30 protein-coding genes and 2 pseudogenes are annotated in these 25,633 nt (G+C 67.8%); 25 read left to right on the forward strand and 7 right to left on the reverse strand.

Annotation, left to right across the window (positions count from 1 at the left end):
* Positions 1-25: 25 nt before the first annotated feature.
* The 3 genes and pseudogenes from AC1Q64_RS23295 to AC1Q64_RS23305 form a co-directional block, all read right to left on the reverse strand.
* Positions 26-355, reverse strand: a pseudogene (locus AC1Q64_RS23295) (glutathione S-transferase family protein); the annotation flags it as partial.
* Positions 352-1,262: pseudogene (locus AC1Q64_RS23300) on the reverse strand (amidohydrolase family protein). The pseudogenes AC1Q64_RS23295 and AC1Q64_RS23300, both read right to left, overlap by 4 nt.
* Positions 1,263-1,267: 5 nt before the next feature.
* Positions 1,268-1,951 carry a dienelactone hydrolase family protein gene (locus tag AC1Q64_RS23305; RefSeq protein WP_108498386.1) on the reverse strand — a complete coding sequence of 228 codons (684 nt, stop codon included), beginning with the start codon at positions 1,949-1,951 and terminating at the stop codon, positions 1,268-1,270.
* A 123-nt stretch (positions 1,952-2,074) separates the two neighbouring features.
* Here AC1Q64_RS23305 and AC1Q64_RS23310 point away from each other — a divergent pair, with 123 nt between their 5' ends.
* Genes AC1Q64_RS23310 through AC1Q64_RS23320 form a run of 3 tightly spaced genes read left to right on the forward strand, consistent with a single transcriptional unit; the run spans position 2,075 to position 3,936 of the window.
* Positions 2,075-2,821, forward strand: coding sequence for an SDR family oxidoreductase (locus AC1Q64_RS23310; RefSeq protein ID WP_404303422.1), 747 nt, complete (start codon positions 2,075-2,077; stop codon positions 2,819-2,821).
* 4 nt (positions 2,822-2,825) lie between these two features.
* Positions 2,826-3,311: a MaoC family dehydratase gene (locus AC1Q64_RS23315; protein WP_108498388.1), complete on the forward strand. Its 486-nt coding sequence runs from the start codon at positions 2,826-2,828 to the stop codon at positions 3,309-3,311.
* A 4-nt stretch (positions 3,312-3,315) separates the two neighbouring features.
* Entirely contained in the window at positions 3,316-3,936 is a 621-nt protein-coding gene (locus AC1Q64_RS23320; RefSeq protein ID WP_108498389.1) for a MarC family protein, read from the forward strand.
* 14 nt (positions 3,937-3,950) lie between these two features.
* Here the strand turns inward: AC1Q64_RS23320 and AC1Q64_RS23325 are convergent, their stop codons facing one another.
* The 3 genes from AC1Q64_RS23325 to AC1Q64_RS23335 form a co-directional block, all read right to left on the reverse strand.
* Positions 3,951-4,643: a hypothetical protein gene (locus AC1Q64_RS23325; protein WP_146191314.1), complete on the reverse strand. Its 693-nt coding sequence runs from the start codon at positions 4,641-4,643 to the stop codon at positions 3,951-3,953.
* Positions 4,644-4,720: 77 nt separating this feature from the next.
* Positions 4,721-5,467 (reverse strand): GntR family transcriptional regulator, encoded by a 747-nt coding sequence (locus AC1Q64_RS23330; protein ID WP_108498391.1) that lies wholly within the window; start codon positions 5,465-5,467, stop codon positions 4,721-4,723.
* Between the two features lie 8 nt (positions 5,468-5,475).
* On the reverse strand, positions 5,476-7,155 hold the full coding sequence (locus AC1Q64_RS23335) for a sigma 54-interacting transcriptional regulator (protein ID WP_492252961.1): 1,680 nt from the start codon (positions 7,153-7,155) through the stop codon (positions 5,476-5,478).
* Positions 7,156-7,497: 342 nt separating this feature from the next.
* On the opposite strand from AC1Q64_RS23335, the gene AC1Q64_RS23340 reads away from it, so the two are divergent.
* Genes AC1Q64_RS23340 through AC1Q64_RS23365 form a run of 6 tightly spaced genes read left to right on the forward strand, consistent with a single transcriptional unit; the run spans position 7,498 to position 12,026 of the window.
* Positions 7,498-7,698, forward strand: coding sequence for a phenol hydroxylase subunit (locus AC1Q64_RS23340; protein ID WP_108499285.1), 201 nt, complete (start codon positions 7,498-7,500; stop codon positions 7,696-7,698).
* A gap of 46 nt (positions 7,699-7,744) precedes the next feature.
* Entirely contained in the window at positions 7,745-8,740 is a 996-nt protein-coding gene (locus AC1Q64_RS23345) for an aromatic/alkene monooxygenase hydroxylase subunit beta (protein WP_492252962.1), read from the forward strand.
* A 25-nt stretch (positions 8,741-8,765) separates the two neighbouring features.
* Complete coding sequence (locus AC1Q64_RS23350; RefSeq protein ID WP_008344278.1) at positions 8,766-9,035, forward strand: MmoB/DmpM family protein; 270 nt, start codon at positions 8,766-8,768, stop codon at positions 9,033-9,035.
* A 24-nt stretch (positions 9,036-9,059) separates the two neighbouring features.
* A complete protein-coding gene (locus AC1Q64_RS23355; RefSeq protein WP_108499287.1) occupies positions 9,060-10,604 on the forward strand; it encodes an aromatic/alkene/methane monooxygenase hydroxylase/oxygenase subunit alpha in 1,545 nt (514 codons plus the stop codon).
* On the forward strand, positions 10,601-10,957 hold the full coding sequence (locus AC1Q64_RS23360; protein WP_108499288.1) for a phenol hydroxylase subunit P4: 357 nt from the start codon (positions 10,601-10,603) through the stop codon (positions 10,955-10,957). The genes AC1Q64_RS23355 and AC1Q64_RS23360 overlap by 4 nt, the downstream gene beginning before the upstream one ends.
* A gap of 7 nt (positions 10,958-10,964) precedes the next feature.
* Complete coding sequence (locus AC1Q64_RS23365; protein ID WP_108499289.1) at positions 10,965-12,026, forward strand: NADH:ubiquinone reductase (Na(+)-transporting) subunit F; 1,062 nt, start codon at positions 10,965-10,967, stop codon at positions 12,024-12,026.
* Here AC1Q64_RS23365 and AC1Q64_RS23370 read toward each other — a convergent pair.
* Positions 12,013-12,933: a LysR family transcriptional regulator gene (locus AC1Q64_RS23370; RefSeq protein WP_066786854.1), complete on the reverse strand. Its 921-nt coding sequence runs from the start codon at positions 12,931-12,933 to the stop codon at positions 12,013-12,015. The genes AC1Q64_RS23365 and AC1Q64_RS23370 overlap by 14 nt on opposite strands.
* 126 nt (positions 12,934-13,059) lie before the next feature.
* On the opposite strand from AC1Q64_RS23370, the gene AC1Q64_RS23375 reads away from it, so the two are divergent.
* The 16 genes from AC1Q64_RS23375 to AC1Q64_RS23450 all read left to right on the forward strand — a co-directional run bounded on the left by AC1Q64_RS23375 (position 13,060) and on the right by AC1Q64_RS23450 (position 25,262).
* Positions 13,060-13,431 (forward strand): 2Fe-2S iron-sulfur cluster binding domain-containing protein, encoded by a 372-nt coding sequence (locus tag AC1Q64_RS23375; RefSeq protein WP_404303419.1) that lies wholly within the window; start codon positions 13,060-13,062, stop codon positions 13,429-13,431.
* Positions 13,432-13,452: 21 nt separating this feature from the next.
* Positions 13,453-14,397, forward strand: a complete 945-nt coding sequence (locus AC1Q64_RS23380; protein ID WP_492252963.1) for a catechol 2,3-dioxygenase — start codon at positions 13,453-13,455, stop codon at positions 14,395-14,397.
* Between the two features lie 144 nt (positions 14,398-14,541).
* Complete coding sequence (locus tag AC1Q64_RS23385; protein WP_066786844.1) at positions 14,542-14,973, forward strand: GlcG/HbpS family heme-binding protein; 432 nt, start codon at positions 14,542-14,544, stop codon at positions 14,971-14,973.
* Positions 14,974-14,995: 22 nt separating this feature from the next.
* Positions 14,996-16,450 carry a 2-hydroxymuconic semialdehyde dehydrogenase gene (locus AC1Q64_RS23390; RefSeq protein ID WP_404303416.1) on the forward strand — a complete coding sequence of 485 codons (1,455 nt, stop codon included), beginning with the start codon at positions 14,996-14,998 and terminating at the stop codon, positions 16,448-16,450.
* 108 nt (positions 16,451-16,558) lie between these two features.
* Positions 16,559-17,425 carry an alpha/beta fold hydrolase gene (locus AC1Q64_RS23395; RefSeq protein ID WP_108499292.1) on the forward strand — a complete coding sequence of 289 codons (867 nt, stop codon included), beginning with the start codon at positions 16,559-16,561 and terminating at the stop codon, positions 17,423-17,425.
* 23 nt (positions 17,426-17,448) lie between these two features.
* Positions 17,449-18,234, forward strand: coding sequence for a 2-oxopent-4-enoate hydratase (dmpE, locus tag AC1Q64_RS23400; RefSeq protein ID WP_108499293.1), 786 nt, complete (start codon positions 17,449-17,451; stop codon positions 18,232-18,234).
* Positions 18,235-18,253: 19 nt separating this feature from the next.
* The gene (dmpH, locus tag AC1Q64_RS23405; protein ID WP_492252964.1) at positions 18,254-19,042 is read left to right on the forward strand and encodes a 2-oxo-3-hexenedioate decarboxylase; all 789 of its coding nucleotides are present in this window, start codon (positions 18,254-18,256) and stop codon (positions 19,040-19,042) included.
* Positions 19,043-19,067: 25 nt separating this feature from the next.
* Positions 19,068-19,661 carry an antibiotic biosynthesis monooxygenase gene (locus AC1Q64_RS23410; protein WP_060984468.1) on the forward strand — a complete coding sequence of 198 codons (594 nt, stop codon included), beginning with the start codon at positions 19,068-19,070 and terminating at the stop codon, positions 19,659-19,661.
* Positions 19,658-20,461: an SDR family NAD(P)-dependent oxidoreductase gene (locus AC1Q64_RS23415; RefSeq protein ID WP_060984467.1), complete on the forward strand. Its 804-nt coding sequence runs from the start codon at positions 19,658-19,660 to the stop codon at positions 20,459-20,461. The genes AC1Q64_RS23410 and AC1Q64_RS23415 overlap by 4 nt, the downstream gene beginning before the upstream one ends.
* Before the next feature lie 32 nt (positions 20,462-20,493).
* Positions 20,494-21,408: an acetaldehyde dehydrogenase (acetylating) gene (locus tag AC1Q64_RS23420; RefSeq protein ID WP_108499296.1), complete on the forward strand. Its 915-nt coding sequence runs from the start codon at positions 20,494-20,496 to the stop codon at positions 21,406-21,408.
* Between the two features lie 13 nt (positions 21,409-21,421).
* Complete coding sequence (dmpG, locus tag AC1Q64_RS23425; protein ID WP_060984465.1) at positions 21,422-22,462, forward strand: 4-hydroxy-2-oxovalerate aldolase; 1,041 nt, start codon at positions 21,422-21,424, stop codon at positions 22,460-22,462.
* A gap of 12 nt (positions 22,463-22,474) precedes the next feature.
* Positions 22,475-23,452, forward strand: a complete 978-nt coding sequence (locus AC1Q64_RS23430; protein ID WP_492252965.1) for a Bug family tripartite tricarboxylate transporter substrate binding protein — start codon at positions 22,475-22,477, stop codon at positions 23,450-23,452.
* Positions 23,453-23,470: 18 nt separating this feature from the next.
* The gene (gene thmT / locus AC1Q64_RS23435; protein WP_008328882.1) at positions 23,471-23,662 is read left to right on the forward strand and encodes a 2-hydroxymuconate tautomerase; all 192 of its coding nucleotides are present in this window, start codon (positions 23,471-23,473) and stop codon (positions 23,660-23,662) included.
* An 11-nt stretch (positions 23,663-23,673) separates the two neighbouring features.
* Positions 23,674-24,459 (forward strand): 1,6-dihydroxycyclohexa-2,4-diene-1-carboxylate dehydrogenase, encoded by a 786-nt coding sequence (locus AC1Q64_RS23440; protein ID WP_492252968.1) that lies wholly within the window; start codon positions 23,674-23,676, stop codon positions 24,457-24,459.
* 11 nt (positions 24,460-24,470) lie between these two features.
* Entirely contained in the window at positions 24,471-24,920 is a 450-nt protein-coding gene (locus AC1Q64_RS23445; RefSeq protein WP_492252966.1) for a 2-keto-4-pentenoate hydratase, read from the forward strand.
* A 57-nt stretch (positions 24,921-24,977) separates the two neighbouring features.
* Positions 24,978-25,262, forward strand: coding sequence for a hypothetical protein (locus AC1Q64_RS23450; RefSeq protein ID WP_492252967.1), 285 nt, complete (start codon positions 24,978-24,980; stop codon positions 25,260-25,262).
* Positions 25,263-25,633: the final 371 nt, after the last annotated feature.

A 25,633-nucleotide genomic window follows, 5' to 3' on the forward strand; every position in this document is an offset into this window, starting at 1 on the left:
TCGCAATTAGTGTTAACACGCCCTAGACGATCAGCGTGGCTTGCAGGGTGTTGGTCAGCCACGCCATCCATTTGTAGAAATGGGCGCGCTCGTGCGTGCCCAGCGCGGGCGCCAGACCCGCCTGCGGGCGCGTGTCGCACAGGTGCAGGCAGATGGCCGCGGTTTCGTAGAGCACGAGGTCGCCATCGATCAACACCGGGATCAGTCCGTTGGGGTTCAGGCGCAGGAAGTCGGGCGACTTCTGCTGGTCGCGCATGCGGTCCACCAGCACCAGCTCGAAGGGCTCGCCCAGCTCTTCGAGCAGGATGTGCGGCGCCATGCTGGCGGTGCTGGGGTAGTGGTGCAGCTGGATCATCGGTTCGCGGGGGTCAGCCCAAAGAGTCGGGCGCCATCGTTCCACGCGATGCGGCGCGCCACGTCGGCCGGCAGGCCGCCCAGCCACGCGCGATAGCCCTGCATGAGGTCGTCGTAGTACAGCCAGCGCTGGTTGACCCAGGTGTCGGAGCCGATGAGGAAGCGGTCGGGGTACTTGAGCAGCAGGGCGCGCCATTCGGGGCAGAGCTGGCCGCCATCGCAGGTCAGCCCCGGGCGGTAGGAGAGTTCGCCCATGAGCTGCGGGTAGCGCGCCAGCAACTGGTCCACCCGTTCGATGGGTGTTCCACCGATGCCGGTGTGCGCCCAGACCAGCTTGAGCTTGCGGCCTTTGGACGGCGCGTTCGCCATCAGCAGATCGATGGCCACGTCGTCCACGTGCGCCAGAACGGCCAGATCCTTCTGTTCGGCGAGCGCCATCAGCGCCTGCGCCACCGGCCCGTTGGCGTTCGCACTGTCGTAGAGGTGAGTTCACCCAGGCCGCGGTAGGGGCCGCTCGGGGTGCCGCGCGCCAGCTCGGTCTGCACCAGCTCGGCGATGCCGGGGTCGCGGAACCAGTTGTGGTAGCCCGCCCGGTCGCAGTAGAGGCGCACGAAGGGCACCACCATCACGCCGGCGGCCTGGGTCTGCGCACGTGCCTGGGCCAGCGCCCGGGTGCCGTCGTTGGGGCGCGAATTGGCGACGATGGCGCGCACACCGTTGCGCTGCATGCGCGCGAGCACGTCCTCCAGCGGGTGCGGGCAGGCGGGCTCGGGCGTGGCGTGCACGCAGGCTTCGTCGTTGTAGTGCAGGTGGGCGTCGAACAGCGGGCCGGCGTAAGGCGTCTGCGCCTGAACCGCCGTGGCGGTGGCGGCCGCCAGCAGTCCCAGCAGCCGCACGGCGGGTGACATGGCCGTCAGCCCAGGTGTTGCGCCAGAAAGGCCAGGCTGCGCTCGCGCGCCAGGCGGGCGGCGTCGGCGTTCCAGCTGGCCCGCTGGTCGCAGTTGAAACCGTGGTGGGCCGGGTAGGTGTGCACCATCACCTCCGGATGGGCCTGGCGGAAGGCCTGCACGCTGTCCAGCGGGATCCATTTGTCTTCTTCGGCAAAGTGGGCCAGCACCGGCACCTGGGGCTGGCGCGACACCTCGGCCGGGGTGGTCATGCCGCCGCCGTAGTAGGGAACGGCAGCGCTCAGGCCCACCAGTTCGCAGGCGCTGCGCCAGGTGAGCAGGCCACCCCAGCAGTAGCCCACGATGCCCACTTTGCCACCCTGCGCGGCGTGGCGGATGGCGGCCTGGATGTCGGCCAGCACGCCGGGCGCGGGCAGGGCTTCCACCGCCGTCTTGAGCTCGAAACCGGCGCCCATGTCGGCCTCGGTGTAGCCCAGCTCGACGCCGGCCTTGACGTGGTGGAAGGTGGACGGCGCGACGACGAAATAGCCGTCGGCGGCGTAACCGTCGGCCACGGCCTGGATGTGGCTGTTGACGCCGAAAATTTCCTGCAGCACGACCAGGCCGCCCTTGGACTGGACGGCGGGTTGGGCCACGTAGGCGGGGAAGGTGAAGCCGTCGGCGGCGGTGAGCTGGGCAAAGGTTCCCATGAAGTCTCCGAACGATGGGTTGTTGTGGGTCCGGTCGGCGACAGGCGAGGCCCCCGGCGCTGCGTTATGTTCCGGTAGATGCGGTTGTACCGCTGTTTCGGGCCGTTTGCAGGAGGCACAGACATGAACAAGGTTTTGCTGGTCACCGGTGGCAGCCGCGGCATCGGGGCGGCCACCGCGCTGCTCGCGGCGCGCCAGGGCTGGGCGGTGGCGGTGAACTACACCGCGAATTCGCTGGCGGCCGACGAGGTGGTGCGCAGCATCCGCGCCAGCGGCGGGACCGCCATCACCGTGCAGGCCGACGTGGCCGACGAGGCGCAGGTGCTGCGCATGTTCGAGAAGGTGGACGCCAAGCTGGGCCGGCTCACCGGGCTGGTGAACAACGCCGGTGTGGTCGACGTGACGGCCCGCGTCGACGAGATGAGCGCGGCGCGCTGGAAGCGCATGTTCGACATCAACGTGTTCGGCAGTTTTCTCTGCGCTCGCGAGGCGGTGCGGCGCATGAGCACGCGCCACGGCGGCGACGGCGGGTCCATCGTCAACCTGTCCAGCGCCGCGGCGCGGCTGGGTGCGCCCGGACAGTACGTGGACTACGCGGCGGCCAAGGGCGCGATCGACGCCTTCACCATCGGACTGGCCAAGGAAGTAGCGGGCGACGGCATCCGCGTCAACGCGGTGCGACCGGGCCTCATCGAGACCGAGATCCACGCCTCGGGAGGCATCCCCGACCGGGTGAACCTGCTCAAGCACCAGGTGCCCATGCAGCGCGGCGGCACGGCCGACGAGGTGGCGCAGGCCATCGTCTGGCTGCTGTCGGATGCTGCAAGCTACACCACCATGTCCCTGATCGACGTCTCTGGAGGACGCTAGAACCATGACCGCGACCACACCCGAGAACAGCCCGCACATCAAGATCTGGTGGGAAGACCTGGAGATCGGCCAGACGCGCGACCTGGGCAGCATCTCGCCGACGAAGGAAGAGATCATCGCCTTCGCCAGCCAGTTCGACCCGCAGCCCTTCCACCTCAGTGAAGAAGGCGGCCGGGCCTCGGTGTTCGGGGCGCTCAGCTCCAGCGGCTGGCACACCTGCGCCATGGCCATGCGGCTGATGGTGACCAACTTCCTGCACGAGACCTCCAGCCTCGGCTCGCCCGGCCTGGAGAGCCTGAAGTGGACCAAGCCGGTCTACCCCGGCGACGTGCTGCGGCTGCAGCACACCATCACCGAGAAGCGGCCGATGAGCAAACGCCCCGACGTCGGCCTGGTGCGCACGATCTGGGAGATGTTCAACCAGCAGGGCGAGAAAGTGCTGCACATGGAGGGCTACGGCATGTTCAGAAGACGGGAGCCCGCACAATAGCGGCATGGACTTCAAGCCCCTGATCACCCTGCTGGCCCTGGTCAACCCGCTGGCCATCGTGCCCTTCTTCATCCACTACACGCAGGGCTTCAGTGCGGCGCAGCGCAAGCGCACCATCCTGATCTCGTCATTCAGCGCCTTCGTGGTCATCGCCACCTGCGCCATCATGGGCCTGCAGGTGCTGGAGTTCTTCAGCATCTCGCTGGCGAGCTTCCAGGTGGGTGGCGGCATGCTGCTGCTGACCTCGGCCCTGTCCATGCTGAACGCCCAGCCGGCCGAGGCCAAGGCCACCAAGGGCGAGGTGGACGACGCGGGCACCAAGGCCTCGATCGCGGTGGTGCCGCTGACCATCCCGCTGCTCACCGGCCCGGCCACCATGTCCACGGTGGTGATCTACGCCGACCAGGCCAAGACCTTCTTCCAGCACGCCGCCCTGGTGGGCTACGGCGTGGTGATCGCGCTGGCCACCGCCGTGTGCTTCGCCGCGGCCCGGCCCATCGCGCGCTTCCTGGGCCAGACCGGCATCAACGTGATGACCCGGCTGATGGGCCTGATCCTGGCCGCGCTCGCGGTGGAGGTGATGGCCGCCGGTCTGGTCAAGCTGTTCCCGGCGCTGGGCGCCTGAGCAGCGACCCCGGTTCAGCCGAACTTGATGAACAGCTTGCTGTAGGGCGCCTTGACCTGGCCGATGGCCTTCTCGATCAAGGCCCTGTCGCCCGCCGCCACCGCCGCGTTCAGCGCCTCCACCGACCGAGTCACCGCGCCCAGCAGTTCCTTGAACTCTGGCGATGACTGCGCCGCCGCAGTGGCTTCGCTGGCGAGCAGGCCCGCCAGGTAGTTCAGCACGCCGGCCTGCGCGGCCAGCTTCGGCAAACCGCCGTCCGCCTGGAGCCACTTCGGCCCCTCGTCCAGCAGATGCTCCATCTGGGCGTGGTAGGCGTTCATGTGGTCGCTGTAGACGATCACCTGGTTCTGTCGCCGCAGTTCACTGAGCAGGTCGCGCACCGACTCCAGCGTGGCGTGTGCGTCGGTCAGTTTGCCAGCGGCCACCTGTTGCGCGGCCACCGCGTAGTACCCGTCGACGCCCGTCAGCGTCTTGGCCATCAGCGCATCGTTGGCATAAGGCACGGTGGGCTGGGACTTCACCAGCTGGGTCACCTGGGCCCAGGCCTGTTGTGCCTGCTTAAGCGCTTCGGCGGACTCGCCGGCCTGGCCGGCGTTGGTCTTGAACAGGGCAGCACGGTAGGGCACGTAGGCCTTCTGCAGGGCATCGGTGACAGGGTCGGCCGCCCAGGCGGGCCAGGCGCAGGCGCCCGCGGCAAGGACAAGCACGGACAGGACTCGGAGGTGTGGGTACTTCATGGCCGTTGCAGGTGGACAAGGGGAAGACCATGGTACCCCTACCCGTATTAAGACAGCTTAAATCCGCCCCCTGCCGCCGCGTCTGCGTGCCGCGTCAGGATGTCGCAGGTCAGGCGGATGTGGGCTTCCAGCGCCAGCGCGGCGCGCGCCTCCTGCCGCGCCATCGCCGCCAGAAAGATGCCCTGGTGCTCGGCGTGCACATCGCGGTCGAAGCCCGGCGTGGCGCCGATGCGGATGGCGATGTGGCGGTAGCGCTCGCCGTGGCGGTAGAGGATGTCCAGCAGATGCCGCGTCCAGGGTGAGCTGTGGCCCGCGATCAGGGTTTCGTGGAAGTGGCGGTTGGCGCGCTCCCACTGGTCCGGGTCGCGGCCGGCGCCGCCCTCCTCGGCCACGCTGAGCTGTGCAAAGGCCCCGCGCACCGAGCGCTCCCAGCCCGCGTCGCCGAGCCGGATCGACTGGCGCAGCGCTTCGGTTTCCAGCCGCACGCGGGTGTCGGTCAGGTCGCGCAGATCGTCCAGCGAGACCGCGCTGACGCGGTAGCCGCGCTGGCCTTCGACCGTGACCAGCGCGTCGGACACGAGCAGCGCCAACGCCTCCCGCAGCGTGCCGGCGCCCACGCCGTAGTGGTCCTTGAGGTGCTCGACGCGCAGGCGCTGGCCCGGCTGCAGATCGCCGCACACGATGTCGTGACGCAGCGCCCGGTAGGCGCGTTCGGTGAGCGTGCGGGGTTCGGGTTCGTCGCTGCGCGGCGCAGGGCCGGCAGCGTGGACGGGTTGGAGCAGTGTGTGCAACATGAACGTGCTCAGTCGGGTTCGGGGTTCTGGGCGCGCTTGAGCCGGTAGGCCAGCTGCGCGCGGCTCAGACCCAGCAGGCGGGCGGCGCCGGCCAGATTGCCGCGGCTGCGCTCGACCGCCAGGGCCAGCACCTGCGCCTCCAGGGTCTCGATCGGCACGCCGGCATCGAGCACCTGCGCGCACAGGCGCAGCTCGTCCTCGGGCGCACGGCGCGCCAGCCGGCCCTGCGGGTCGATGCCGTCCTGCGTCGGCTCGGACTGGTTGGGGAACAGGTGCTCGGCCTCGATCACGCCGCCCTGCGCCGCCAGGATCACGCCGCGCTCGACCAGGTTCTCCAGCTCGCGCACGTTGCCGGGCCAGCGGTGGCGAGCCAGCGTCTGCAGCGCACGGTCGCTGAAGCCGCCCAGGCGCTTCTGGTGCAGCGCGGTGAAGCGCGCCAGCAGGTGCCGAGCCAGCGGCTCGATGTCGCTGCTGCGTTCGCGCAGCGGCGGGATGCAGATCGGGTAGACGTTGAGGCGGTAGAACAGGTCGCGCCGGAACTGCCCGCGTTCGACCGCGGCTTCGAGGTTGACGTTGGTCGCCGTCACGAGGCGCACGTTGACCTTGCGCGCGCTCTCGCTGCCCAGGCGCTCGATCTCGCCCTCCTGCAGCACGCGCAGCAGCTTGGCCTGCGCCGGCAGCGGCATGTCGCCCACCTCGTCGAGGAACAGCGTGCCGCCTTCGGCCCGCTCGAAGCGGCCGGCCCGCGCCGCATGCGCGCCGGTGAAGGCGCCCTTCTCGACGCCGAACAGCTCGGCCTCGATCAGCTCGGCCGGCAGCGCCGCGCAGTTGACCGCCACGAACGGCCCGGCGGCGCGCTCGGAGTGTTCGTGCAGCGCGCGCGCGAAGCGCTCCTTGCCCACGCCGGTCTCGCCGGTCAGCAGCACCGTCACCTGCGTCGCCGCGGCGCGGCGCATCAGGTCGTGCGCGTGCTGGAAGCCCGGCGAGGAGCCGACCAGCATGCCACCCGACTCGGCAGGCTCCAGCGTGTTCTTCAACGCCTCGACCTGCTGGTTCAGCGCGGCCATCTTCTCCAGCAGCGAGTCGTCCTCGAAGTACTGGCGGTGCGCATCGCCGTCGGGCCAGTCGTCGATCGGGCGGCCCTCTATCAGGCAGTGGTCGTCGCCGCAGGCCGAACACTTGATTTCCTTGAACAGGATCAGCCGGCCCATGAAGGCGCTGCTGTAGCCGCTGGCGTAGCCCAGCAGGGTCCAGCAGGCCGGCTCGTCGACCACGCCATAGTGAAGGCGGTGCGCGTGTGCCTCCCACGAATCGTCCCAGCGGAACACGCCCTCGAAGCGGCCGGCCGCGGCGTCCATCTCCAGCCGCACCGGCGTGACCCGGGCCGCACCCTCGAGCATGTGCAGCTGCGGCCCGACCAGGAACATGTCTTCCAGCGTCTTCTTGCCGCGCGTCTTGGCCGCGAAGCCCGCATCGTGCAGGCCGCAGGCATAGCCCATGCGCGTGAGCAGGCGCCGCGCGTGTTCCTTGCCGACCGAGGTGATGAGGTCGTGGCGCAGCGCCGTCAGCGCCGCGGTGTGCAGCAGCACCATGCGCCGCTCGCCCAGCCAGATGGCGCCGCTGTGCGGCTCGAAGCGCAGCAGCCGGCGCAGGTCGTTGTCGGGCGGGTAGGTCAGGTGGGGGTCCAAAGGTGTCTCCGGTGGGTCGCTCTGCCGCGACTGGAATCTCGATATTTTCCGCCAAGCACCCCCAAATCGACAAACCGGCGAAGCAGTGCCTGAAATTGATCATTTGATCACTCGCAGCAAAAAGCACCTCATCAAATCGAGATTTTTCTCACGTGCTGCGCCGCAACAGTCCAAGAAACAGACTATCGAAGGGTGTCTGGCGATCCAGATGCTGCGCTGCACACCGACATTTTTCTCAGGGATTTCCCTGAAATATCGAGATTTTCGACCCAACCCCGGCAGACTGGCACGCCACCTGCGAAAGGGGACGCGTCCGACAACGCACCGACCGCCCCAAGCACCATGCCCCAGACCACCGACACCTCCCTGCCCGCCGTCGACACCTCGCTGCGCTTCGTGCGGGTGATCGAACGCCGTGCCGACGGCCTGGTCGCCTTCGAGTTCTCGATCGGCTGGCCGGAGCTGGCGGTGGAGCTGATGCTGCCGGCCTCGGCCTTCGAGGCCTTCTGCGCCAACAACCGGGTGCAGCGTCTGGACACCTGAGTTCCCGAGAGCCGTTCAACAACCATTCCAACGGAGACAAGCACCGATGAACATCGACCTGCAGGCGCGGGAGATCACGCCGCTGCGCCAGACCTACGCCCACGTGGCGAAATACATCGGCGGCGACAAAACCGCCAGCCGCTACCAGGAGGCCACTTTCGGCGCCCAGCCGATGGTCAACTTCCACTACCGGCCGACCTGGGACCCGGGCCACGAACTCTTCGACGCCAGCCGCAGCAAGATCGTGCTGGCCGACTGGTACGTGCTCAAGGACCCGCGCCAGTTCTATTACGCCACCTGGACCATGGCCCGCGCCAAGCAGCAGGACGCGATGGAGGCCAACTTCCAGTTCGTCGAGCAGCGCGGCATGGTCGGCATGATGCCCGACGCCGTGCGCGAGAAGGCCCTGAGCGTGCTGATGCCGCTGCGCCACGCGGCCTGGGGTGCCAACATGAACAACGCGTCCATCTGCGCCTACGGCTACGGCACCGCCTTCACCGCGCCGGCCATGTTCCACGCGATGGACAACCTGGGTGTGGCGCAGTACCTGACCCGCCTGGGCCTGGTGCTGGGCGAGCCGCAGTCCATGGAAGACGGCAAGCAGGCCTGGCTGGACGCCCCCGAGTGGCAGGGCCTGCGCCGGCTGGTCGAGGACAGCTTCGTGGTCAGCGACCCGTTCGAGCTGTTCGTGGCGCAGAACTTCGCGCTCGACGGCCTGCTGTACCCGCTGATCTACGGTGGCTTCGTGGACGACCACGTCGCCCTGCAGGGCGGCACCGCGGTCGCAATGCTGACCAGCTTCATGCCCGAGTGGCACGACGAAACCGCGCGCTGGATCGACGCCGTCATCAAGGCCGCGGGCGCCGAATCGGACGCCAACAAAGCCCTGCTGCGCGGCTGGGCCGGCCACTGGATGGACCGCGCCCAGGCCGCCCTCTCGCCCATCGCCCGCCTGGCCCTGGGCGAGACCGGAGAAACCGTGTTGAGCGACGCCCGCGTGCAGCTGCAGGCGCGCCTGGCCAAGACCGGCGTCACCGCCTGACCAGGCCTGAACAGGAGACCACAACATGTCCGACGTATTCATCGCCTTCCAACACAACGAAGAGTCCCGTCCGGTGATCGACGCCATCGTGGCCGACAACCCGAACGCGGTGCTGACCCACCCGACCGGCCTGGTCAAGATCAACGCGCCCGGCAGCCTGACCATCCGCCGCGAAACCATCGAGGGCCTCACCGGGCGGCCCTACGACCTGCAAGCCATCCACGTCAACCTCGTCACCCTCTCGGGCTACATCGACGAGGACGACGACCAGCTCACGCTGAGCTGGAAGCACTGAACACAACGCAGAAGGAGACAACGCATGGACACCCGTGTTGCCAGCAAGAAGCTCGGCCTGAAAGAACGCTACGCCGCCATGACCCGCGGCCTGGGCTGGGAGACCAGCTACCAGCCGATGGACAAGGTGTTCCCGTACGACAAGTACGAGGGCATCAAGATCCACGACTGGGACAAGTGGCAGGACCCGTTCCGCCTGACGATGGACGCGTACTGGAAGTACCAGGGCGAGAAGGAGAAGAAGCTCTACGCCGTCATCGAGGCCTTCGCGCAGAACAACGGCCAGCTCGGCGTGACCGACGCGCGCTACGTCAACGCGCTCAAGCTGTTCATCCAGGGCGTGACGCCGCTGGAGTACTACGCGCACCGCGGCTTCGCCCATGTGGGCCGCCAGTTCACCGGCGAAGGCGCCCGCGTCGCGGCGCAGATGCAGTCCATCGACGAGCTGCGCCACTACCAGACCGAGACGCACGCGATCAGCCACTACAACAAGTACTTCAACGGCATTCACCACTCGAACCACTGGTACGACCGCGTGTGGTACCTGTCGGTGCCGAAGTCCTTCTTCGAAGACGCCTGCACCGGTGGTCCGTTCGAGTTCCTCACAGCCGTCAGCTTCAGCTTCGAGTACGTGCTGACCAACCTGCTGTTCGTGCCCTTCATGAGCGGCGCGGCGCACAACGGCGACATGTCCACCGTGACCTTCGGCTTCAGCGCGCAGAGCGACGAGAGCCGCCACATGACGCTGGGCATCGAGTGCATCAAGTTCCTGCTGGAGCAGGACCCGGACAACGTGCCCATCGTGCAGCGCTGGATCGACAAGTGGTTCTGGCGCGGCTACCGCCTGCTGACCCTGGTCGCGATGATGCAGGACTACATGCTGCCCAAGCGCGTGATGAGCTGGAAGGAAGCCTGGGAGATGTACGCCGAAGAAAACGGCGGCGCCCTGTTCAAGGACCTGGCGCGCTACGGCATCCGCGAGCCGGCCGGCTGGAAGCAGGCCTGCGAAGGCAAGGACCACATCAGCCACCAGGCCTGGGCCACCTTCTACAACTACAACGGCGCCGCCCCGTTCCACACCTGGGTGCCCAAGGAAGACGAACTGGCCTGGCTGAGCGAGAAGTACCCCGAGACCTTCGACAAGTACTACCGCCCGCGCTGGGAGTTCTGGCGCGACCAGGCCGCCGAAGGCAAGCGCTTCTACAACATGACGCTGCCGATGCTGTGCACCACCTGCCAGATCCCGATGCTGTTCACCGAAGAGGGTGACCCCAGCAAGATCTGCTACCGCGACAGCGACTACAAGGCCTACAAGTACCACTTCTGCAGCGACCACTGCAAGAGCATCTTCGACCACGAGCCCGAGAAGTACGTGCAGAGCTGGCTGCCGGTGCACCAGATCTACCAGGGCCACTGCTTCCCCGAAGGCACCGACCCGACCGCCGAGGGCTTCGACCCGCTGATGGCCGTGCTCAAGTACTACGAGATGGAAGTCGGCCGCGATAACTTCGACTTCGAAGGTTCGGAAGACCAGAAGAACTTTGCGATGTGGAAAGGAGACACGAAATGAGCGTCGTCGCCATCGCCCCCTACGAGTTCACGCCCAGGGATGTGCGCGAGAACTTCCCCGCCCCGCTGCTCTACATCGGCTGGGAAGACCACCTGATGTTCTGCGCCCCCGTCTGCCTGCCGCTGCCGCCGGACACCCCGTTCGGCGCGCTGTCGGCCGCGGTGCTGCCCGGCATCTACGGCTACCACCCGGACTTCGCCAAGATCGACTGGGCCCAGGTCGAGTGGAAGAAGAACGGCCAGCCCTGGACGCCCGACCCGGCCAAGTCGCTGGCCGAGAACGGCCTGGTGCACAAGGACGCGATCCGCTTCAGAACCCCTGGGCTCACAGGGATCAAAGGTTCGTTCAGCTGATCCGGCCATGAGCTACCAACTGACGATCGAGCCGCTGGGCGCGACCATCGAGGTCGAAGAAGGCCAGACGGTGCTGGACGCGGTGCTGCGGCAGGGTCTCTACCTGCCGCACGCCTGCGGCCACGGCCTCTGCGGCACCTGCAAGGTGCAGGTCTGCGATGGCGAGGTGGACCACGGCGCGGCCAACCCGTTCGCGCTGATGGACTTCGAGCGCGACGACGGCAAGACCCTGGCCTGCTGCGCCACGCTGCAGGCCGACACCACCATCGAGGCCGACATCGACGAGGAACCCGATGCGCGCGTGATCCCGGTGCGCGACTTCGCGGCCACGGTCAGCCGCGTCGAGGACCTCACGCCCACCATCAAAGCGATCCACCTGCAGCTGGACAAGGCCATCGACTTCCAGGCGGGGCAGTACGTGCAGGTGGAGATCCCGGGTGTGGGCAGCCGCGCCTTCTCGATCGCCAATCACCCCGCCGACGTGGCCGCCACGAAGGGCATCGAGCTCAACGTGCGCAAGCTGCCCGGCGGCGCCGGCACCACCTGGCTGCACGAGCAGCTCAAGGCCGGCGACCGCCTGCGCGTGGCCGGCCCCTACGGCCGTTTCTTCGTGCGCGAGTCGGCGCGCCAGCCGATGCTGTTCATGGCCGGCGGCTCGGGGCTGTCAAGCCCGCGCTCGATGATCGTGGACCTGCTCTCGCGCGGCTGCACGCTGCCCATCACCCTGGTCTACGGACAGCGTTCGCACGAGGAGCTGTACTACGACGCCGAGTTCCGCGCGCTCGCCGAACAGCACGCCAACTTCACGTACGTGCCGGCGCTCTCGCACGAGCCCGAGGGCTCGGACTGGGACGGCTTCCGCGGCTTCGTGCACGAAGCGGCCAAGGCGCATTTCGGCGGCAGCTTTGCGGGCCAGAAGGCCTACCTGTGCGGGCCGCCGCCCATGATCGAGGCCTGCATCTCCACCCTGATGCAGGGCCGCCTGTTCGAGCGCGACATCTACACCGAGAAGTTCCTCTCGGCGGCCGACGCGCAGGCTGCCCGCAGCCCGCTGTTCAGGCAGGTCTGAGGCCGTTGCCGCCCTTCGTTTCGCTCTTCCCATGCGCACGCACCACCTCCAGGAACATGGCCAGCACCGGCGACGGATCGCCGCGCCGGTAGAGGCAGCTCAACTCCAGGTCCTTGAGGTGGCGGCTGCGCAAGGGCACGAACACCACGCCCGGCAGGCGCAGGCTGGCGGCCGACCGGGTGGCGATGGTCAGCCCGAAGCCACTGGCCACCAGGGCCACGGCCGTCACCACGTCCTCGACGTCCTGCTCGACCGCCAGCCGCACGCCTTCCTGGCGGAAGGCCTCGGCCACTTCCTGCGCCAGCCCGTGGATGGCCTCGTTGGGGTAGAGGATCATGGGCAGCCCGTCGAGGTCGGCCATCCCGACCTGCCTGCGCTGCGCCAGCGGGTGCGCTTCGTGCATCGCCACCAGCAGCGGCTCGCGCAGCACCGACTCGACCACCAGGTCCGGCTCGGGCGGGACCAGTCGGTTGAAGCCCACGCTGATGCGCCGTTCGCGCAGCGCCTGCAGCTGCTCGGACTTGGTGAGGTTGTGCAGCGCGATGCGCACCTCGGGCCGCTGCGCGTGGAACTTCGCGAGCACACGGGGAATGACGTCCAGCACGCCCGAGCCGTAGATGCCCACGTCGAGCTGTCCGGTCAGCCCCTGCGCCGCGCGCCGCGTGCGCTCGGCCGCGCGCTGCGCCAGGTGCAGCAGGTTGGGCACCTCGTCCAGCAGCGCCTGGCCCGCCTCGGTCAGCTCCACACCGGCCGGCGTGCGCAGGAACAGCGGCGCACCCATCTCGTCTTCCAGCGCCTTGATCTGGCGCGACAGCGGCGGCTGCGCCATGTGCAGGCGCTCGGCCGCGCGGGTGAAGTTGCGCTCTTCGGCGACCGCCAGAAACTGGCGCATGTCTTTGAGATCCATGGGGCCTCCTGGTTCGGTTCGCAATACCTCACCAGTATAGGGTCGCAAAAATTCGGTATTGGACGGTATGACCGCTCCGCCCTATCTTTGGCAGCTGAAGCTGCTGCGTTGAAGAAGAACTGAGACATGTCCCTGTTTGATTCCCGCCCCAAGTTCGCCGTGCACGTCGCCCAGACGGACGAGACCTATCTCTGTGCCGGCAACGAAAGCCTGCTGACGGGCATGGTCCGGCTCGGCCGCAAGGGCATCCCGGTGGGTTGCGTCAACGGCGGCTGCGGGGTCTGCAAGGTCCGCATCGTCGAGGGACAGATCAAGGCCCTGGGGCCGATCAGCCGTGCACACGTGACGCTCGACGAAGAGAACCATGGCTACACGCTGGCCTGCCGCGTGGCGCCCCAGACGCCGGTGAACGTCGAAGTGGCCGGCAAGTTGAGAAAACCGTTTTCCAAGGGGCGCGCAGAGTCTGCGACTGCCGGCCCTTCAATTCAGCAGCAGTAACCAACCACAAGGAGACAAAACATGGGTGTGATGCGCATCGGGCACGCCAGCCTGAAAGTGATGGACATCGACGCGGCCGTCCGGCACTACGAGAACGTGCTGGGCATGAAGACCACCATGAAGGACAAGGCGGGCAACGTCTACCTCAAGTGCTGGGACGAGTGGGACAAGTACTCGGTCATCCTGACCCCATCGGACCAGGCCGGCATGAACCACCTGGCCTACAAGGTCGAAAAGGAAGCCGACCTTGAAGCGCTTCAGCAGAAGATCGAGGCCTGGGGCGTGAAGACCATCATGCTCGACGAAGGCACCCTGCCCTCGACCGGCCGCATGCTGCAGTTCAAGCTGCCCAGCGGGCACGAAATGCGCCTCTATGCCAGCAAGGAGTTTGTCGGCACCGACGTGGGCAGCACCAACCCCGACCCTTGGCCCGACGGCCTCAAGGGCGCAGGCGCTCACTGGCTGGACCACTGCCTGCTGATGTGCGAGATGAATCCCGAGGCCGGCATCAACACCGTGGCCGACAACACCCGCTTCATGACCGAGGCACTGGACTTCTTCCTGACCGAGCAGGTGCTGGTCGGACCCGAAGGCAACATGCAGGCGGCCACCTGGATGGCCCGCACCACCACGCCGCACGACATCGCCTTCGTGGGCGGCCCGCGCAGCGGCCTGCACCACATCGCCTTCTTCCTGGACTCGTGGCACGACGTGCTCAAGTCCGCCGACGTGATGGCCAAGACCAAGACGCGCATCGACGTGGCCCCCACCCGCCACGGCATCACGCGCGGCGAAACCATCTACTTCTTCGATCCCAGCGGCAACCGCAATGAGACCTTCGCCGGCCTGGGCTACCTGGCCCAGCGCGACCGGCCGGTGACAACCTGGACCGAAGACCAGATAGGCAGCGGGATTTTCTATCACACGGGCAATCTGGTGCCGTCTTTCACCGAGGTGTACACGTGATCTACCCCCTGCGCCGCTGACGCGGCTTCCCCCCTCTCTGGCGCGCCTTCGGCGCTTGGAGGGGGGACGGCACCTGAGGCCCGGCGGAGCCGGTTCCTCGGTGCCCCTCGAACCGGAGTCACCTTTCTCTCGCCGCTTCTTCTTATGACATCCGCTCTCTCTGTTCCCTCTTCCGTCATCACCGCGTCGGCGGCTTCGATGGCCTGCCAGGCGGCGGTGGCGCACGCGGAGGCATTGGGCATTCGCATCAATGTGGCCGTGACCGATGCCTCGGGCACGCTGGCCGCTTTTCTGCGCATGCCCAATGCCTTCCTGCATTCGATCGACATCGCGATCGACAAGGCCTACACCGCCGCGAGCTTCGGCTTTCCCACCTCGCAATGGGGCGGCGTCATCGGTGACGACGAGCTGCTGCGCATTGGCCTGAACCAGCGCCAGCGCCTGGTGCTGTTCGGCGGCGGCCTGCCGGTCGTGACCGACGGCCAGCGCATTGGCGGTATAGGTGTTTCCGGCGGCTCGGCCGAGCAGGACGAGGCCTGCGCCCGCGCCGGCCTGAAAGCCCTGGGCCTCGACTGATTTTTCATCTCACTCACGCACCATGAAACAGTTCCTGAACTTCATCAACGGCGAATTCGTCGCCACCGCCAAGACCTTCGACAACCGCAACCCGGCCACCAATGAAGTGGTCGGCCAGGTGCACGAGGCCGGCCAGGCCGAGGTCGACGCCGCCGTGGCCGCGGGCCGTGCCGCGCTCAAGGGCGAGTGGGGCACGATGAGCGTGGTCAAGCGCGCCGAGCTGCTGCACGCGGTGGCCGACGAGATCAACCGCCGCTTCGACGACTTCCTGGCGGCCGAACTGGCCGACACCGGCAAGCCGCGTTCGCTGGCCTCGCACATCGACATCCCGCGCGGCGCGGCCAACTTCAAGATCTTCGCGGACATCGTCAAGAACGTTCCGACCGAGAGCTTCCAGATGACCACGCCCGACGGCGGCACGGCCATCAGCTACGGTCTGCGCACGCCCCTGGGCGTGGTCGGCGTGATCTGCCCCTGGAACCTGCCGCTGCTGCTGATGACCTGGAAGGTCGGCCCGGCCCTGGCCTGCGGCAACACCGTCATCGTCAAACCCTCGGAGGAAACCCCCGCCACCGCGACCCTGCTGGGCGAGGTGATGAACGCGGTCGGCGTGCCCAAGGGCGTGTACCAGGTGCTGCACGGCTTCGGCCCCGGCTCGGCCGGCGAATTCATCACCAAGCACCCGGGTGTCAACGGCATCACCTTCACCGGCGAGACCCGCACGGGTGAAGCCATCATGGCCGCCGCCGCCAAGGGTGTGCGCCCGGTGTCGTTCGAACTCGGCGGCAAGAACGCCGGCATCGTTTTCGCCGACGCCGACTTCGACAAGGCCATCGCCGGCATCACCCGCAGCGCCTTCGAGAACTGCGGCCAGGTCTGCCTGGGCACCGAGCGCGTGTACGTGCAGCGCCCGATCTTCGACAAGTTCGTCGCGGCACTGAAAGCCAAGGCCGAAGGCCTGAAGATCGGCGGCCCCGACATGCCGGGCGTGGGCATCGGCCCGCTGATCTCGGCGGAGCACAAGCAGAAGGTCATGGGCTACTACGCCAAAGCCAAAGCCGAGGGTGCGACCGTGATCACCGGCGGCGGCGAACCGGCCATGACGGGCGAGTACGCCAACGGCCACTTCGTCCAACCGACCATCTGGACCGGCCTGCCCGAAAGCGCCAGCGTGATCCGCGAAGAAATCTTCGGCCCCTGCTGCCACATCGCGCCCTTCGACACCGAAGAGGAAGCGATTGCCCTGGCCAACGCCACCGACTACGGCCTGGCCACCACCGTGTGGACGCAGGATCTGGGCAAGGCCCACCGCATGGCCGCGGCCATCGAAGTCGGCCTGTGCTGGATCAACAGCTGGTTCCTGCGCGACCTGCGCACCGCCTTCGGCGGCAGCAAGGCCTCGGGCATCGGCCGCGAAGGCGGCGTGCACTCCCTGGAGTTCTATACCGAGCTCCGCAACGTGATGGTGAAGCTGTGATCTCCCCCCCTGCGCCGCTGCGCGCCCGCCTCCTCCTTTACTTCACTGCACCAGTCGCCCCGGCCCACTCGCCGCACCTTCAACGCAAAGACCTCAAGGACAAGACACATGAATGCCCCACACAACCCTGAAATTGCGCTGAGCGTTCGCACAGGCAGCTTCAACACCAACGTGCACGACCTCGGCAGCTCCAAGCCGGGACAGCCTCCGGTGCTGTTCATCCACGGCTCCGGCCCCGGCGTGAGTGCCTGGGCCAACTGGCGCCTCGCGATGCCCGTCATCGCAAAGGACCGCCGCGTGATCGCGCCCGACATGGTCGGTTTCGGCTACACCGACCGCCCGGCGGGCATCACCTACAACATGGACACCTGGGTCCAGCAGGCGCTGGATGTCATGGACGCGATGGGCGTCGAGAAAGCCGACGTGGTCGGCAACAGCTTTGGCGGTGCGCTCTCGCTGGCGCTGGCGATCCGCGCGCCGCAGCGCGTGCGCCGTCTGGTGCTCATGGGCTCGGTCGGCGTGCCCTTCCCGATCACGCCGGGCCTGGACGCGGTCTGGGGCTACGAGGCTTCGCTGGACAACATGAAGCGCATCATGGACGTGTTCGCACACAACCGGGGCCTGATCACCGACGAGCTGGCCGAACTGCGCTACCAGGCCAGCGTCCGCCCCGGCTTCCAGGAATCGTTTTCGGCCATGTTCCCCGCCCCGCGCCAGCGCTGGGTCGACGCCATGGCCAGCCCCGAGGCCGCGATTCGCGCGCTGCCGCACGAGACGCTCATCGTGCACGGCCGCGAGGACCAGGTGATTCCGCTGCAGACCTCGCTGACGCTGAGCCAGTGGATTCCCAACAGCCAGCTGCACGTGTTCGGCCACTGCGGCCACTGGACACAGATCGAACACGCCGCGCGCTTCGTCCAGCTGGTGTCGAACTTCCTCGCCGAAGCCGACGCGCAGAGCGCCGCGTCCGCCTGACCTCTTTTCCCACACAGAACACCATGGACAACTCCAAGATCCAGCAGTACGGCGACGAGCTCTACCAGTCGCTGCTCGACCGCCAACCCGTCGCTCCGCTGACCGACCGCGAAGCGGACATCACCATCGAGGACGCCTACCAGATCCAGCTGCGCATGATCCAACGCCGCCTGGACGCGGGCGAGCGCGTGGTGGGCAAGAAAATCGGCGTGACCAGCAAGGTCGTGATGGACATGCTCAAGGTCAACCAGCCCGACTTCGGCCACCTGCTCTCGGGCATGGTCTACAACGAAGGCCAGCCCATCCCGGTGGGCACCATGATCGCGCCCAAGGCCGAGGCCGAGGTCGCCTTCATCCTGGCGCGCGACCTCGAAGGCCCCGGCGTCACCGCGGCCGACGTGCTGCGCGCCACCGACTGCGTGATGCCGTGCTTCGAGATCGTCGACTCGCGCATCAAGGACTGGAAGATCAAGATCCAGGACACCGTGGCCGACAACGCCTCCTGCGGCGTGCTCACGCTCGGCGGCCTGCGCAAGAGCCCGCGCGACCTCGACCTCGCGCTGGCCGGCATGGTGCTGGAGAAGAACGGCGAAATCATCAGCACGTCCTGCGGCGCATCGGTGCAGGGCTCGCCGGTCAACGCGGTGGCCTGGCTGGCCAACACGCTCGGCCGCCTGGGCATCGGCCTGAAGGCCGGCGACATCATCCTCTCGGGCTCGCAGTCGCCGCTGGTGCCGGTGGTCGCGGGCGACAGCCTGTATTGCAGCGTCGGCGGCCTGGGCGGCACGTCTGTGCGTTTCGTCGCCTGAGCGGGAAGGAAACAACCACATGAAACTCGACAAGAACACCCTCGCCCAACTGGCCGAGCACCTGGAAAACGCCGAGCTGAAGGCGCACGACGTCACCAAGATCACCGACGACCACCCGGACATGGACTGGGACGACGCCTACGCGATCCAGGACCTGATCCGCGCGCGCAAGGAAGGACGCGGCCACAAGACGGTGGGCCTCAAGTGCGGCCTGACCTCCTACGCCAAGATGAAGCAGATGGGCGTGGACACACCGGTCTTCGGCTTCGTCAGCGACTACATGGCCTGCGCCGAAGGCAGCGACATCAAGACCTCCGAACTCATCCACCCCAAGGTCGAGGCCGAGATCTGCGTCGTCACCAAGGCGCCGCTCAAGGGCCCGGGCTGCCATGTCGGCGCCGTGATGGCCGCGATCGACTTCGTGATCCCCGGCGTGGAGATCATCGACAGCCGCTACCGCGACTTCAAGTTCGACCTCAAGAGCGTGATCGCCGACAACACCTCGGCCTCGCGCTTCGTGATCGGCTGCCGTGCCCGCCGGGTGGAAGAGCTGGACCTGCGCACGCTGGGCGTGGTGCTGGAGAAGAACGGCCAGATCGTGGCCATGGCCGCCGGCGCCGCCGTGATGGGCCACCCGGCCGCCGCCATCGCCGCCCTGGCCAACCACCTGGGCGCGCGCGGTCAGGAGATCCCGGCGGGCAGCTTCATCATGACCGGCGGCGTGACCGAAGCCATTGCGGTGCAGGCCGGCGACAGCGTGAACGTGCGCTTCCAGGACCTGGGCACGGTCGGCATGCGATTCGTCTGAGCGCCGCCCTGAGCCGCCTGCACCCATGAACGCACCCGCCACCCCGTCGCGCGCCGTGACCGTGCTGGTCACGCGCCGGGTCGCACCCCAAGGCGTGGCCGGCTTCGAGGCGGCCATGGCCGGCATGATCGAGGCGGCGACCCACTTCCCCGGCCACCTGGGCGGCCAGCTGGTGCGCCCCGGCGAGGCCGGCGGCGGCGACGAGCCCCTGCTCTACCACGTGGTCTTCGCCTTCGACAACGAGGCGCACCTGGCCGCCTGGCAGGACTCGCCCGAGCGGGCCCGCTGGCTCGCGCAAGTCGCACCCCACACCGTAGGTGCGCAGGAGATGCGCCGGGTCAGCGGGCTGGACTACTGGTTCGCGCCGGCGGGCAGCACCACCAAGGCGCCGCCGCCGCGCTGGAAGGTGGCGATCGTGACCTGGCTGGGCATCTTCCCGACCGTGCTGCTGCTGTTCCTCACCGTGGCGCCGCTGCTGGCCGACTGGCCGCTGGTGCCGCGCACCATGGTCATCACCGTGCTGGTGGTGGTCCTCATGACCTGGGTGGTGGCGCCGCGCCTGACCCGCTGGCTGGCAGGCTGGCTGCACGCCCGTCCGCCCGCAGGAGGGCGCCCATGAGCCCGGCACCACGCCCCCTGGCGGGGCAGACCGCCTTCGTCTCGGGCTCGACCGCCGGCATCGGCCTGGCCATCGCCCAGGCCCTGCTGGCCGACGGCGCCCATGTGGTGCTCAACGGCCGCGGCGAGGCGTCGGTGCAGCGCGCACTGCAGACCCTGCGCCAACAGCACCCGCAGGCCGAGGTGTCCGGCATCGCCGCCGACCTGGGCACCGCCGCCGGCTGCGAGCAGGTGGCGACCCGGCTGGCCGATGTGGACATCCTGGTCAACAACCTCGGCATCTTCGAGCCCAAGCCCTTCGAGCAGATCGCCGACGCCGACTGGCAGCACCTGTTCGAGGTCAACGTGATGAGCGGCGTGCGACTTTCACGCGCCGCCTTGCCGGGCATGCTGGAGCGCAACCGCGGCCGCATCGTCTTCATCTCCAGCGAGTCGGGCATCTGTCCGCCGGCCGAAATGGTGCACTACGGCATGAGCAAGTCGGCCCAGCTGTCCGTGGCGCGAGGCCTGGCCGAGTGCTGCGCCGGCACCGCCGTCACGGTCAACAGCGTGCTGCCCGGCCCCACGCTGACCGAAGGGGCACGCGCTTTCTTCGACACGCTCGCCACACAGCAGGGCCTGAGCTTCGACGAAGCCGCGGCCCGCTTCTTCCGGGAAGCGCGGCCCACCTCGCTGCTGCGCCGCTTCATCCGCCCCGACGAGGTGGCGGCCATGGTGGCCTACGTCTGCAGCCCGCAGGCCAGCGCCACCACCGGCGCCGCGCTGCGGGTGGACGGTGGCGTGGTGCGCACGCTCACCTGAACCTTTTTTCTTCTTCCCCCAGGAGTCAACCCATGACCAAAAAAATCAAGTGCGCCCTCATCGGGCCCGGCAACATCGGCACCGACCTGCTGGCCAAGCTGCAGCGCAGCCCCGTGCTCGAACCCGTGTGGATGGTGGGCATCGATCCCAACTCCGACGGCCTCAAGCGCGCCAAGGAGATGGGCATCAAGACCACCGCCGAGGGTGTGGACGGCCTGATTCCGCACATGAAGGCCGACGGCGTGCAGATCGTGTTCGACGCCACCAGCGCCTACGTGCACGCCGAGAACTCGCGCAAGGTCAACGAACAGGGCGCGATGATGATCGACCTCACGCCCGCCGCCATCGGCCCCTACTGCGTGCCGCCGGTCAACCTCAAGCAGCACGTCGGCCAGCGCGAGATGAATGTGAACATGGTCACCTGCGGCGGCCAGGCCACCATCCCCATGGTCTACGCGGTCAGCCGCGTGCAGCCGGTGAGCTACGGCGAGATCGTCGCCACCGTGTCCAGCAAATCGGTCGGTCCCGGCACGCGCAAGAACATCGACGAGTTCACCCGCACCACGGCCGGCGCGGTCGAGAAGGTGGGCGGCGCCAAGAAGGGCAAGGCCATCATCGTGATCAACCCGGCCGAGCCGCCGCTGATCATGCGCGACACGGTGCACTGCCTGGTCGAAGGCACGCCCGACGAGGCCGCGATCACGAAGTCGGTGCACGACATGATCAAGGAAGTGCAGAAGTACGTGCCGGGCTACAAGCTGGTCAACGGCCCCGTCTTCGACGGCAACCGCGTCTCCGTCTTCATGGAGGTCGAGGGCCTGGGCGACTACCTGCCCAAGTACGCCGGCAACCTGGACATCATGACCGCCGCCGCCGCGCGCACCGCCGAGATGTTTGCCGAAGAAATCCTGAAGGGCGAGCTCGTGCTCGAACCCATCGCCGCTTGATCCGGAGCACCCCATGAGCCAGCAAAAAATCACCCTGCACGACATGACCCTGCGCGACGGGATGCACCCCAAGCGCCACCTGATGACGCTCGACCAGATGAAGAGCATCGCCTGCGGCCTCGACGCCGCCGGCGTGCCGCTGATCGAGGTCACCCACGGCGACGGCCTGGGAGGCTCCAGCGTCAACTACGGCTTCCCGGCCCACTCCGACGAGGAGTACCTGGGCACCGTGATCCCGCTGATGAAGCAGGCCAAGGTCTCGGCCCTGCTGCTGCCCGGCATCGGCACCGTCGACCACCTGAAGATGGCGCACGGCCTGGGCGTGCACACCATCCGCGTGGCCACGCACTGCACCGAAGCCGACGTGAGCGAACAGCACATCACCTACGCCCGAAAGCTCGACATGGACACCGTGGGCTTCCTGATGATGGCCCACATGAACAGCCCCGAAGGCCTGGTGAAACAGGCCAAGCTGATGGAGGGCTACGGCGCCAACTGCATCTACATCACCGACTCGGCCGGCTACATGCTGCCCGCCGACGTGAAGGCCCGCCTGCAGGCCGTGCGCGACGCGCTCAAGCCCGAGACCGAGCTGGGCTTCCACGGCCACCACAACCTGGCCATGGGCGTGGCCAACTCGGTCGCCGCCATTGAATGTGGCGCCACCCGCATCGACGCTGCCGCCGCCGGCCTGGGCGCGGGCGCAGGCAACACGCCGATGGAAGTGCTGGTCGCCGTGCTCGACCGCATGGACGTGCAGACCGGTGTGGACGTCTGGAAGATCCAGGACGTGGCCGAAGACCTGGTCACGCCCATCATGGACTTCCCGATCCGCATCGACCGCGACGCGCTCACGCTGGGCTATGCCGGCGTGTACGGCAGCTTCCTGCTGTTCGCCAAACGCGCCGCCGTCAAGTACGGCCTGTCGGCGCGCGACATCCTGGTCGAACTGGGCCGCAAGAAGATGGTCGGTGGCCAGGAAGACATGATCGAAGACACCGCCATGACCATGGCCCGCGAGCGCGATGCCCGCCAACAGAAAAAAGCGGCCTGAGGAACGCACCCTATGCAACGCAGAGATTTCATCGCCTCCGTGGGGGCCGGCCTGGCCCTGGCACCCGCCGCTGGTTGGTCGCAGGACGCCTACCCCGCCCGTCCCGTCAAGCTCATCGTGCCCTTCCCGCCGGGTGGACCCACCGACATCATGGGCCGCACCGCCGCCAAGGCCATGGGCGACGCGCTGGGCCAGTCCTTCGTGGTCGAGAACAAGGCCGGCGCCGGCGGCAATATCGGCACCGACGCGGTGGCCAAGGCCGCGCCGGACGGCTACACCATCGGACTGTCGGCCATCAGCAGCCTGGCCATCGCGCCCTACCTCTACGACAAGCTGCCGTTCCAGGTGGAAAAGGACTTCGCCCCGATCTCGCTGGTGGGCACCACGCCCTGCGTGATCGTCGTGCACCCGAGCGCACCGTTCGCCGACCTCAAGGGCTTGGTCGCCTACGCCAAGGCCAACCCGGGCAAGCTCGGCTACGGCACGTCCGGCATCGGCACCAGCAACCACCTGGCGGCCGAGCTGCTGCAGTCGGTGGCCGACATCGAACTCACCAACATCCCCTACAAGGGCTCCAGCCAGATCGTGCCGGACCTGCTCTCGGGCACGGTGATCATGAGCATGGAAAGCTCGCTGGCCACCACCTTGCAGCACATCCGCAGCGGCAAGCTCAAGGCGCTGGCCGTCACCTCGCCCACGCGCGCCAAGGCCCTGCCGGACGTGCCGACCGTGGCCGAGTCCGGTTACCCCGGCTTCGCGGTGGAGACCTGGTTCGGCCTGGTCGCCCCCGCCGCCACCCCGGCCGCCGTCGTGCAGAAGCTGCACGACGCCTGGGCCAAGGGCGCCAAGATCGCCGAGGCCCAGGCCGCGTTCGACAACATCTCCGGCAACCTGCGCGTCACCACGCCCCAGGAGTTCGGCGCCTTCATCAAGGCCGAGAACAACCGCTGGGGTTCCCTGATCCGCAAGCTGGACATCAAAGCCAACTGACCCCGAGAGACCACCACCATGCCGTTCGCACAGATCTACATCCTCGAAGGCCGCACGCCCGAGCAGAAGAAGGCCGTGATCGAGAAGGTCACCCAGGCGCTGCACGAGGCCATCGACGCGAAGAAGGAAACCATCCGCGTCTGGATCCACGAAATGCCCAAGGAGAACTGGGGCATCGCGGGCGTCAGCGCCAAAGACCTCGGCCGCTGACCAGGACCGGAATCGCCGCCCAGCGCTACCAGGGGCGCGTGGTCGTCGTGACCGGCGCCGCGCAGGGCATCGGCCGGGCCTGCGCGCTGCGCATGGCGGCCGAGGGCGCGCGCGTGGTGCTGGTGGACCGCGCCGCCGGCCCCTGCGAGGCGGTGCGCGACCAGATCACCGCTGCAGGCGGCGAGGGCCTGCTGGTGGCCGCCGACCTGGAGCAGCACGAAGCCGCTCAGGCCGTGGTGCAGGCGGCCCTGCAGGCCCACGGCCGCATCGACGTGTCGGTGCACAACGTGGGCGGCACCATCTGGGCCAAGCGGTTCTGGGAATACACGCCCGACGAGATGCAGCGCGAGATCAACCGCTCGCTCTGGCCCACGCTGTGGTGCTGCCGCGAAATGGCGGCGCTGATGAAGCGCCAGGGCGATAGCGCCATCGTCAACGTCGGCTCCATCGCCACCCGCGGCATCTACCGCGTGCCCAACGCCGCGGCCAAGGGCGGCGTGCACGCGATGACGGTGGCCATGGCGATGGAACTCGCCGAATTCGGCGTGCGCGTCAACTGCGTCTCACCCGGTGCCATCGACAACGGCCAGCGCATCGTGCCGCGCAACCCGCAGCCGCTGAGCGAGGCCGAGACCGGCTGGATGAAAGCCATCTACACCCAGTCGCTGCGCGACACGCCGATGAACCGCCTGGGCACACCAGAAGAGATCGCCGCGGCCATCGGCTTCCTGGGCGCGCCCGAGGCCTCGTACATCACCGGTCAGGTGCTGTTCGTGGGCGGCGGTGCCATCGGCTGAGGGCGGCTGGGATGAAGACGGTGGCCCAACTTGCCGAAGCGATCTGGGCCGCCCGCCAGGCCGGGCGCACGCTGGACGCCGACGCCACCGTCGGCTCGCCCGACCTCGCCACCGCCTACGCCATCCAGCGCGCGCTGCTCGGCCTGCGCCTGGCCGCCGGCGAGCGCGTTGTCGGGTGGAAGCTGGGTTACACGTCGGAAGTGATGCGCCGCCAGATGGGCATAGCCCGGCCCAACATCGGGCCGCTGACCGACCGGATGCTGCTGAACTCGGGGGACGCGGTGCACGAGCGCCTGGTGCAGCCGCGGGTCGAACCCGAGATCGGGCTGCGCCTCCAAACCGCCCTCGACGCGCGGCACGCGCCCGCCGACCGCCACACCGTGGCCGCCGCCGTGGAGGGCGCCTACGCCTGCCTCGAGGTCGTGCACTCCACCTGGACCGGCTACCGCTTCAACCTCTAACAGAACACCGCCGACAACTCGTCCGCCGGCCAGGTCGTCGTCGGGCCGCGCCTGCCGGTGACCGACATGATGGCGGCGGGCACCGTTGCGGTGCGCCTGCACGACGGCAGCCACCACACGCTGGGCCAGGGCGTGGGCGCCGACGCCGACGGCCACCCGCTGGACGCGGTGGCGCGGCTGGCGCGGGAGCTGGCCGTGTTTGGTCAGCGGCTGGAGGCGGGTGATCTGGTGATCACGGGTGGGCTGACAAAGGCTTGTGAGCTGGAGGTGGGGGGGAGGTTGACGGGGGTGTTTTCGTTTGGGGACGCTTGGTCGGTAGATGTGACTGTGCGGCGTCTGTGAAACGACACCTGATAGGTGCGGATCGCCTGCACATCAACCCGTTCAACGAACGGCTCCATCAAAGACGCCAGTGCAGCGGTTGCAGACGGTGGCTTGACGTGAACGAACTCACGCTGGCTGACCTCAAGCAGTCGTCCGCGCAAGGGCGCTAGCACTTACCAAGGAACACAACTACGACCTCCCGTGACCGCTGGCCACCAAAAGCACGGCTGCATCCATAATCTATGAACAGTGTTAAGAAGCCGTATTTTGGGAGGCTCAGTGTCGGAAACGAGCAGGATCGCGTTAATGGCGATGAAACTGTCTGATGAAGTGTTCTCAGAATTCTTCTGGACAAAGGTCGGCCCCGAAGATCAGAACTGGCCCTGTGA

It is taken from the genome of Acidovorax sp. GW835-FHT14G06 (assembly GCF_058793595.1).

What these genes read in the sequence shown, in the direction of transcription:
- AC1Q64_RS23365 (WP_108499289.1), top strand. Translation starts at nt 10,965, where the DNA reads ATGAGCTACCAACTGACGATCGAGCCGCTGGGCGCGACCATCGAGGTC.
- AC1Q64_RS23340 (WP_108499285.1), top strand. Translation starts at nt 7,498, where the DNA reads ATGCCCCAGACCACCGACACCTCCCTGCCCGCCGTCGACACCTCGCTG.
- AC1Q64_RS23350 (WP_008344278.1), top strand. Translation starts at nt 8,766, where the DNA reads ATGTCCGACGTATTCATCGCCTTCCAACACAACGAAGAGTCCCGTCCG.
- AC1Q64_RS23430 (WP_492252965.1), top strand. Translation starts at nt 22,475, where the DNA reads ATGCAACGCAGAGATTTCATCGCCTCCGTGGGGGCCGGCCTGGCCCTG.
- AC1Q64_RS23385 (WP_066786844.1), top strand. Translation starts at nt 14,542, where the DNA reads ATGACATCCGCTCTCTCTGTTCCCTCTTCCGTCATCACCGCGTCGGCG.
- AC1Q64_RS23305 (WP_108498386.1), bottom strand. Translation starts at nt 1,951, where the DNA reads ATGGGAACCTTTGCCCAGCTCACCGCCGCCGACGGCTTCACCTTCCCC.
- AC1Q64_RS23360 (WP_108499288.1), top strand. Translation starts at nt 10,601, where the DNA reads ATGAGCGTCGTCGCCATCGCCCCCTACGAGTTCACGCCCAGGGATGTG.
- AC1Q64_RS23320 (WP_108498389.1), top strand. Translation starts at nt 3,316, where the DNA reads ATGGACTTCAAGCCCCTGATCACCCTGCTGGCCCTGGTCAACCCGCTG.
- thmT (WP_008328882.1), top strand. Translation starts at nt 23,471, where the DNA reads ATGCCGTTCGCACAGATCTACATCCTCGAAGGCCGCACGCCCGAGCAG.
- AC1Q64_RS23415 (WP_060984467.1), top strand. Translation starts at nt 19,658, where the DNA reads ATGAGCCCGGCACCACGCCCCCTGGCGGGGCAGACCGCCTTCGTCTCG.
- AC1Q64_RS23420 (WP_108499296.1), top strand. Translation starts at nt 20,494, where the DNA reads ATGACCAAAAAAATCAAGTGCGCCCTCATCGGGCCCGGCAACATCGGC.
- AC1Q64_RS23345 (WP_492252962.1), top strand. Translation starts at nt 7,745, where the DNA reads ATGAACATCGACCTGCAGGCGCGGGAGATCACGCCGCTGCGCCAGACC.
- dmpH (WP_492252964.1), top strand. Translation starts at nt 18,254, where the DNA reads ATGAAACTCGACAAGAACACCCTCGCCCAACTGGCCGAGCACCTGGAA.
- dmpE (WP_108499293.1), top strand. Translation starts at nt 17,449, where the DNA reads ATGGACAACTCCAAGATCCAGCAGTACGGCGACGAGCTCTACCAGTCG.
- AC1Q64_RS23375 (WP_404303419.1), top strand. Translation starts at nt 13,060, where the DNA reads ATGTCCCTGTTTGATTCCCGCCCCAAGTTCGCCGTGCACGTCGCCCAG.
- AC1Q64_RS23395 (WP_108499292.1), top strand. Translation starts at nt 16,559, where the DNA reads ATGAATGCCCCACACAACCCTGAAATTGCGCTGAGCGTTCGCACAGGC.
- AC1Q64_RS23410 (WP_060984468.1), top strand. Translation starts at nt 19,068, where the DNA reads ATGAACGCACCCGCCACCCCGTCGCGCGCCGTGACCGTGCTGGTCACG.
- AC1Q64_RS23370 (WP_066786854.1), bottom strand. Translation starts at nt 12,933, where the DNA reads ATGGATCTCAAAGACATGCGCCAGTTTCTGGCGGTCGCCGAAGAGCGC.
- AC1Q64_RS23355 (WP_108499287.1), top strand. Translation starts at nt 9,060, where the DNA reads ATGGACACCCGTGTTGCCAGCAAGAAGCTCGGCCTGAAAGAACGCTAC.
- AC1Q64_RS23380 (WP_492252963.1), top strand. Translation starts at nt 13,453, where the DNA reads ATGGGTGTGATGCGCATCGGGCACGCCAGCCTGAAAGTGATGGACATC.
- AC1Q64_RS23390 (WP_404303416.1), top strand. Translation starts at nt 14,996, where the DNA reads ATGAAACAGTTCCTGAACTTCATCAACGGCGAATTCGTCGCCACCGCC.
- AC1Q64_RS23330 (WP_108498391.1), bottom strand. Translation starts at nt 5,467, where the DNA reads ATGTTGCACACACTGCTCCAACCCGTCCACGCTGCCGGCCCTGCGCCG.
- AC1Q64_RS23310 (WP_404303422.1), top strand. Translation starts at nt 2,075, where the DNA reads ATGAACAAGGTTTTGCTGGTCACCGGTGGCAGCCGCGGCATCGGGGCG.
- AC1Q64_RS23315 (WP_108498388.1), top strand. Translation starts at nt 2,826, where the DNA reads ATGACCGCGACCACACCCGAGAACAGCCCGCACATCAAGATCTGGTGG.
- AC1Q64_RS23445 (WP_492252966.1), top strand. Translation starts at nt 24,471, where the DNA reads ATGAAGACGGTGGCCCAACTTGCCGAAGCGATCTGGGCCGCCCGCCAG.
- dmpG (WP_060984465.1), top strand. Translation starts at nt 21,422, where the DNA reads ATGAGCCAGCAAAAAATCACCCTGCACGACATGACCCTGCGCGACGGG.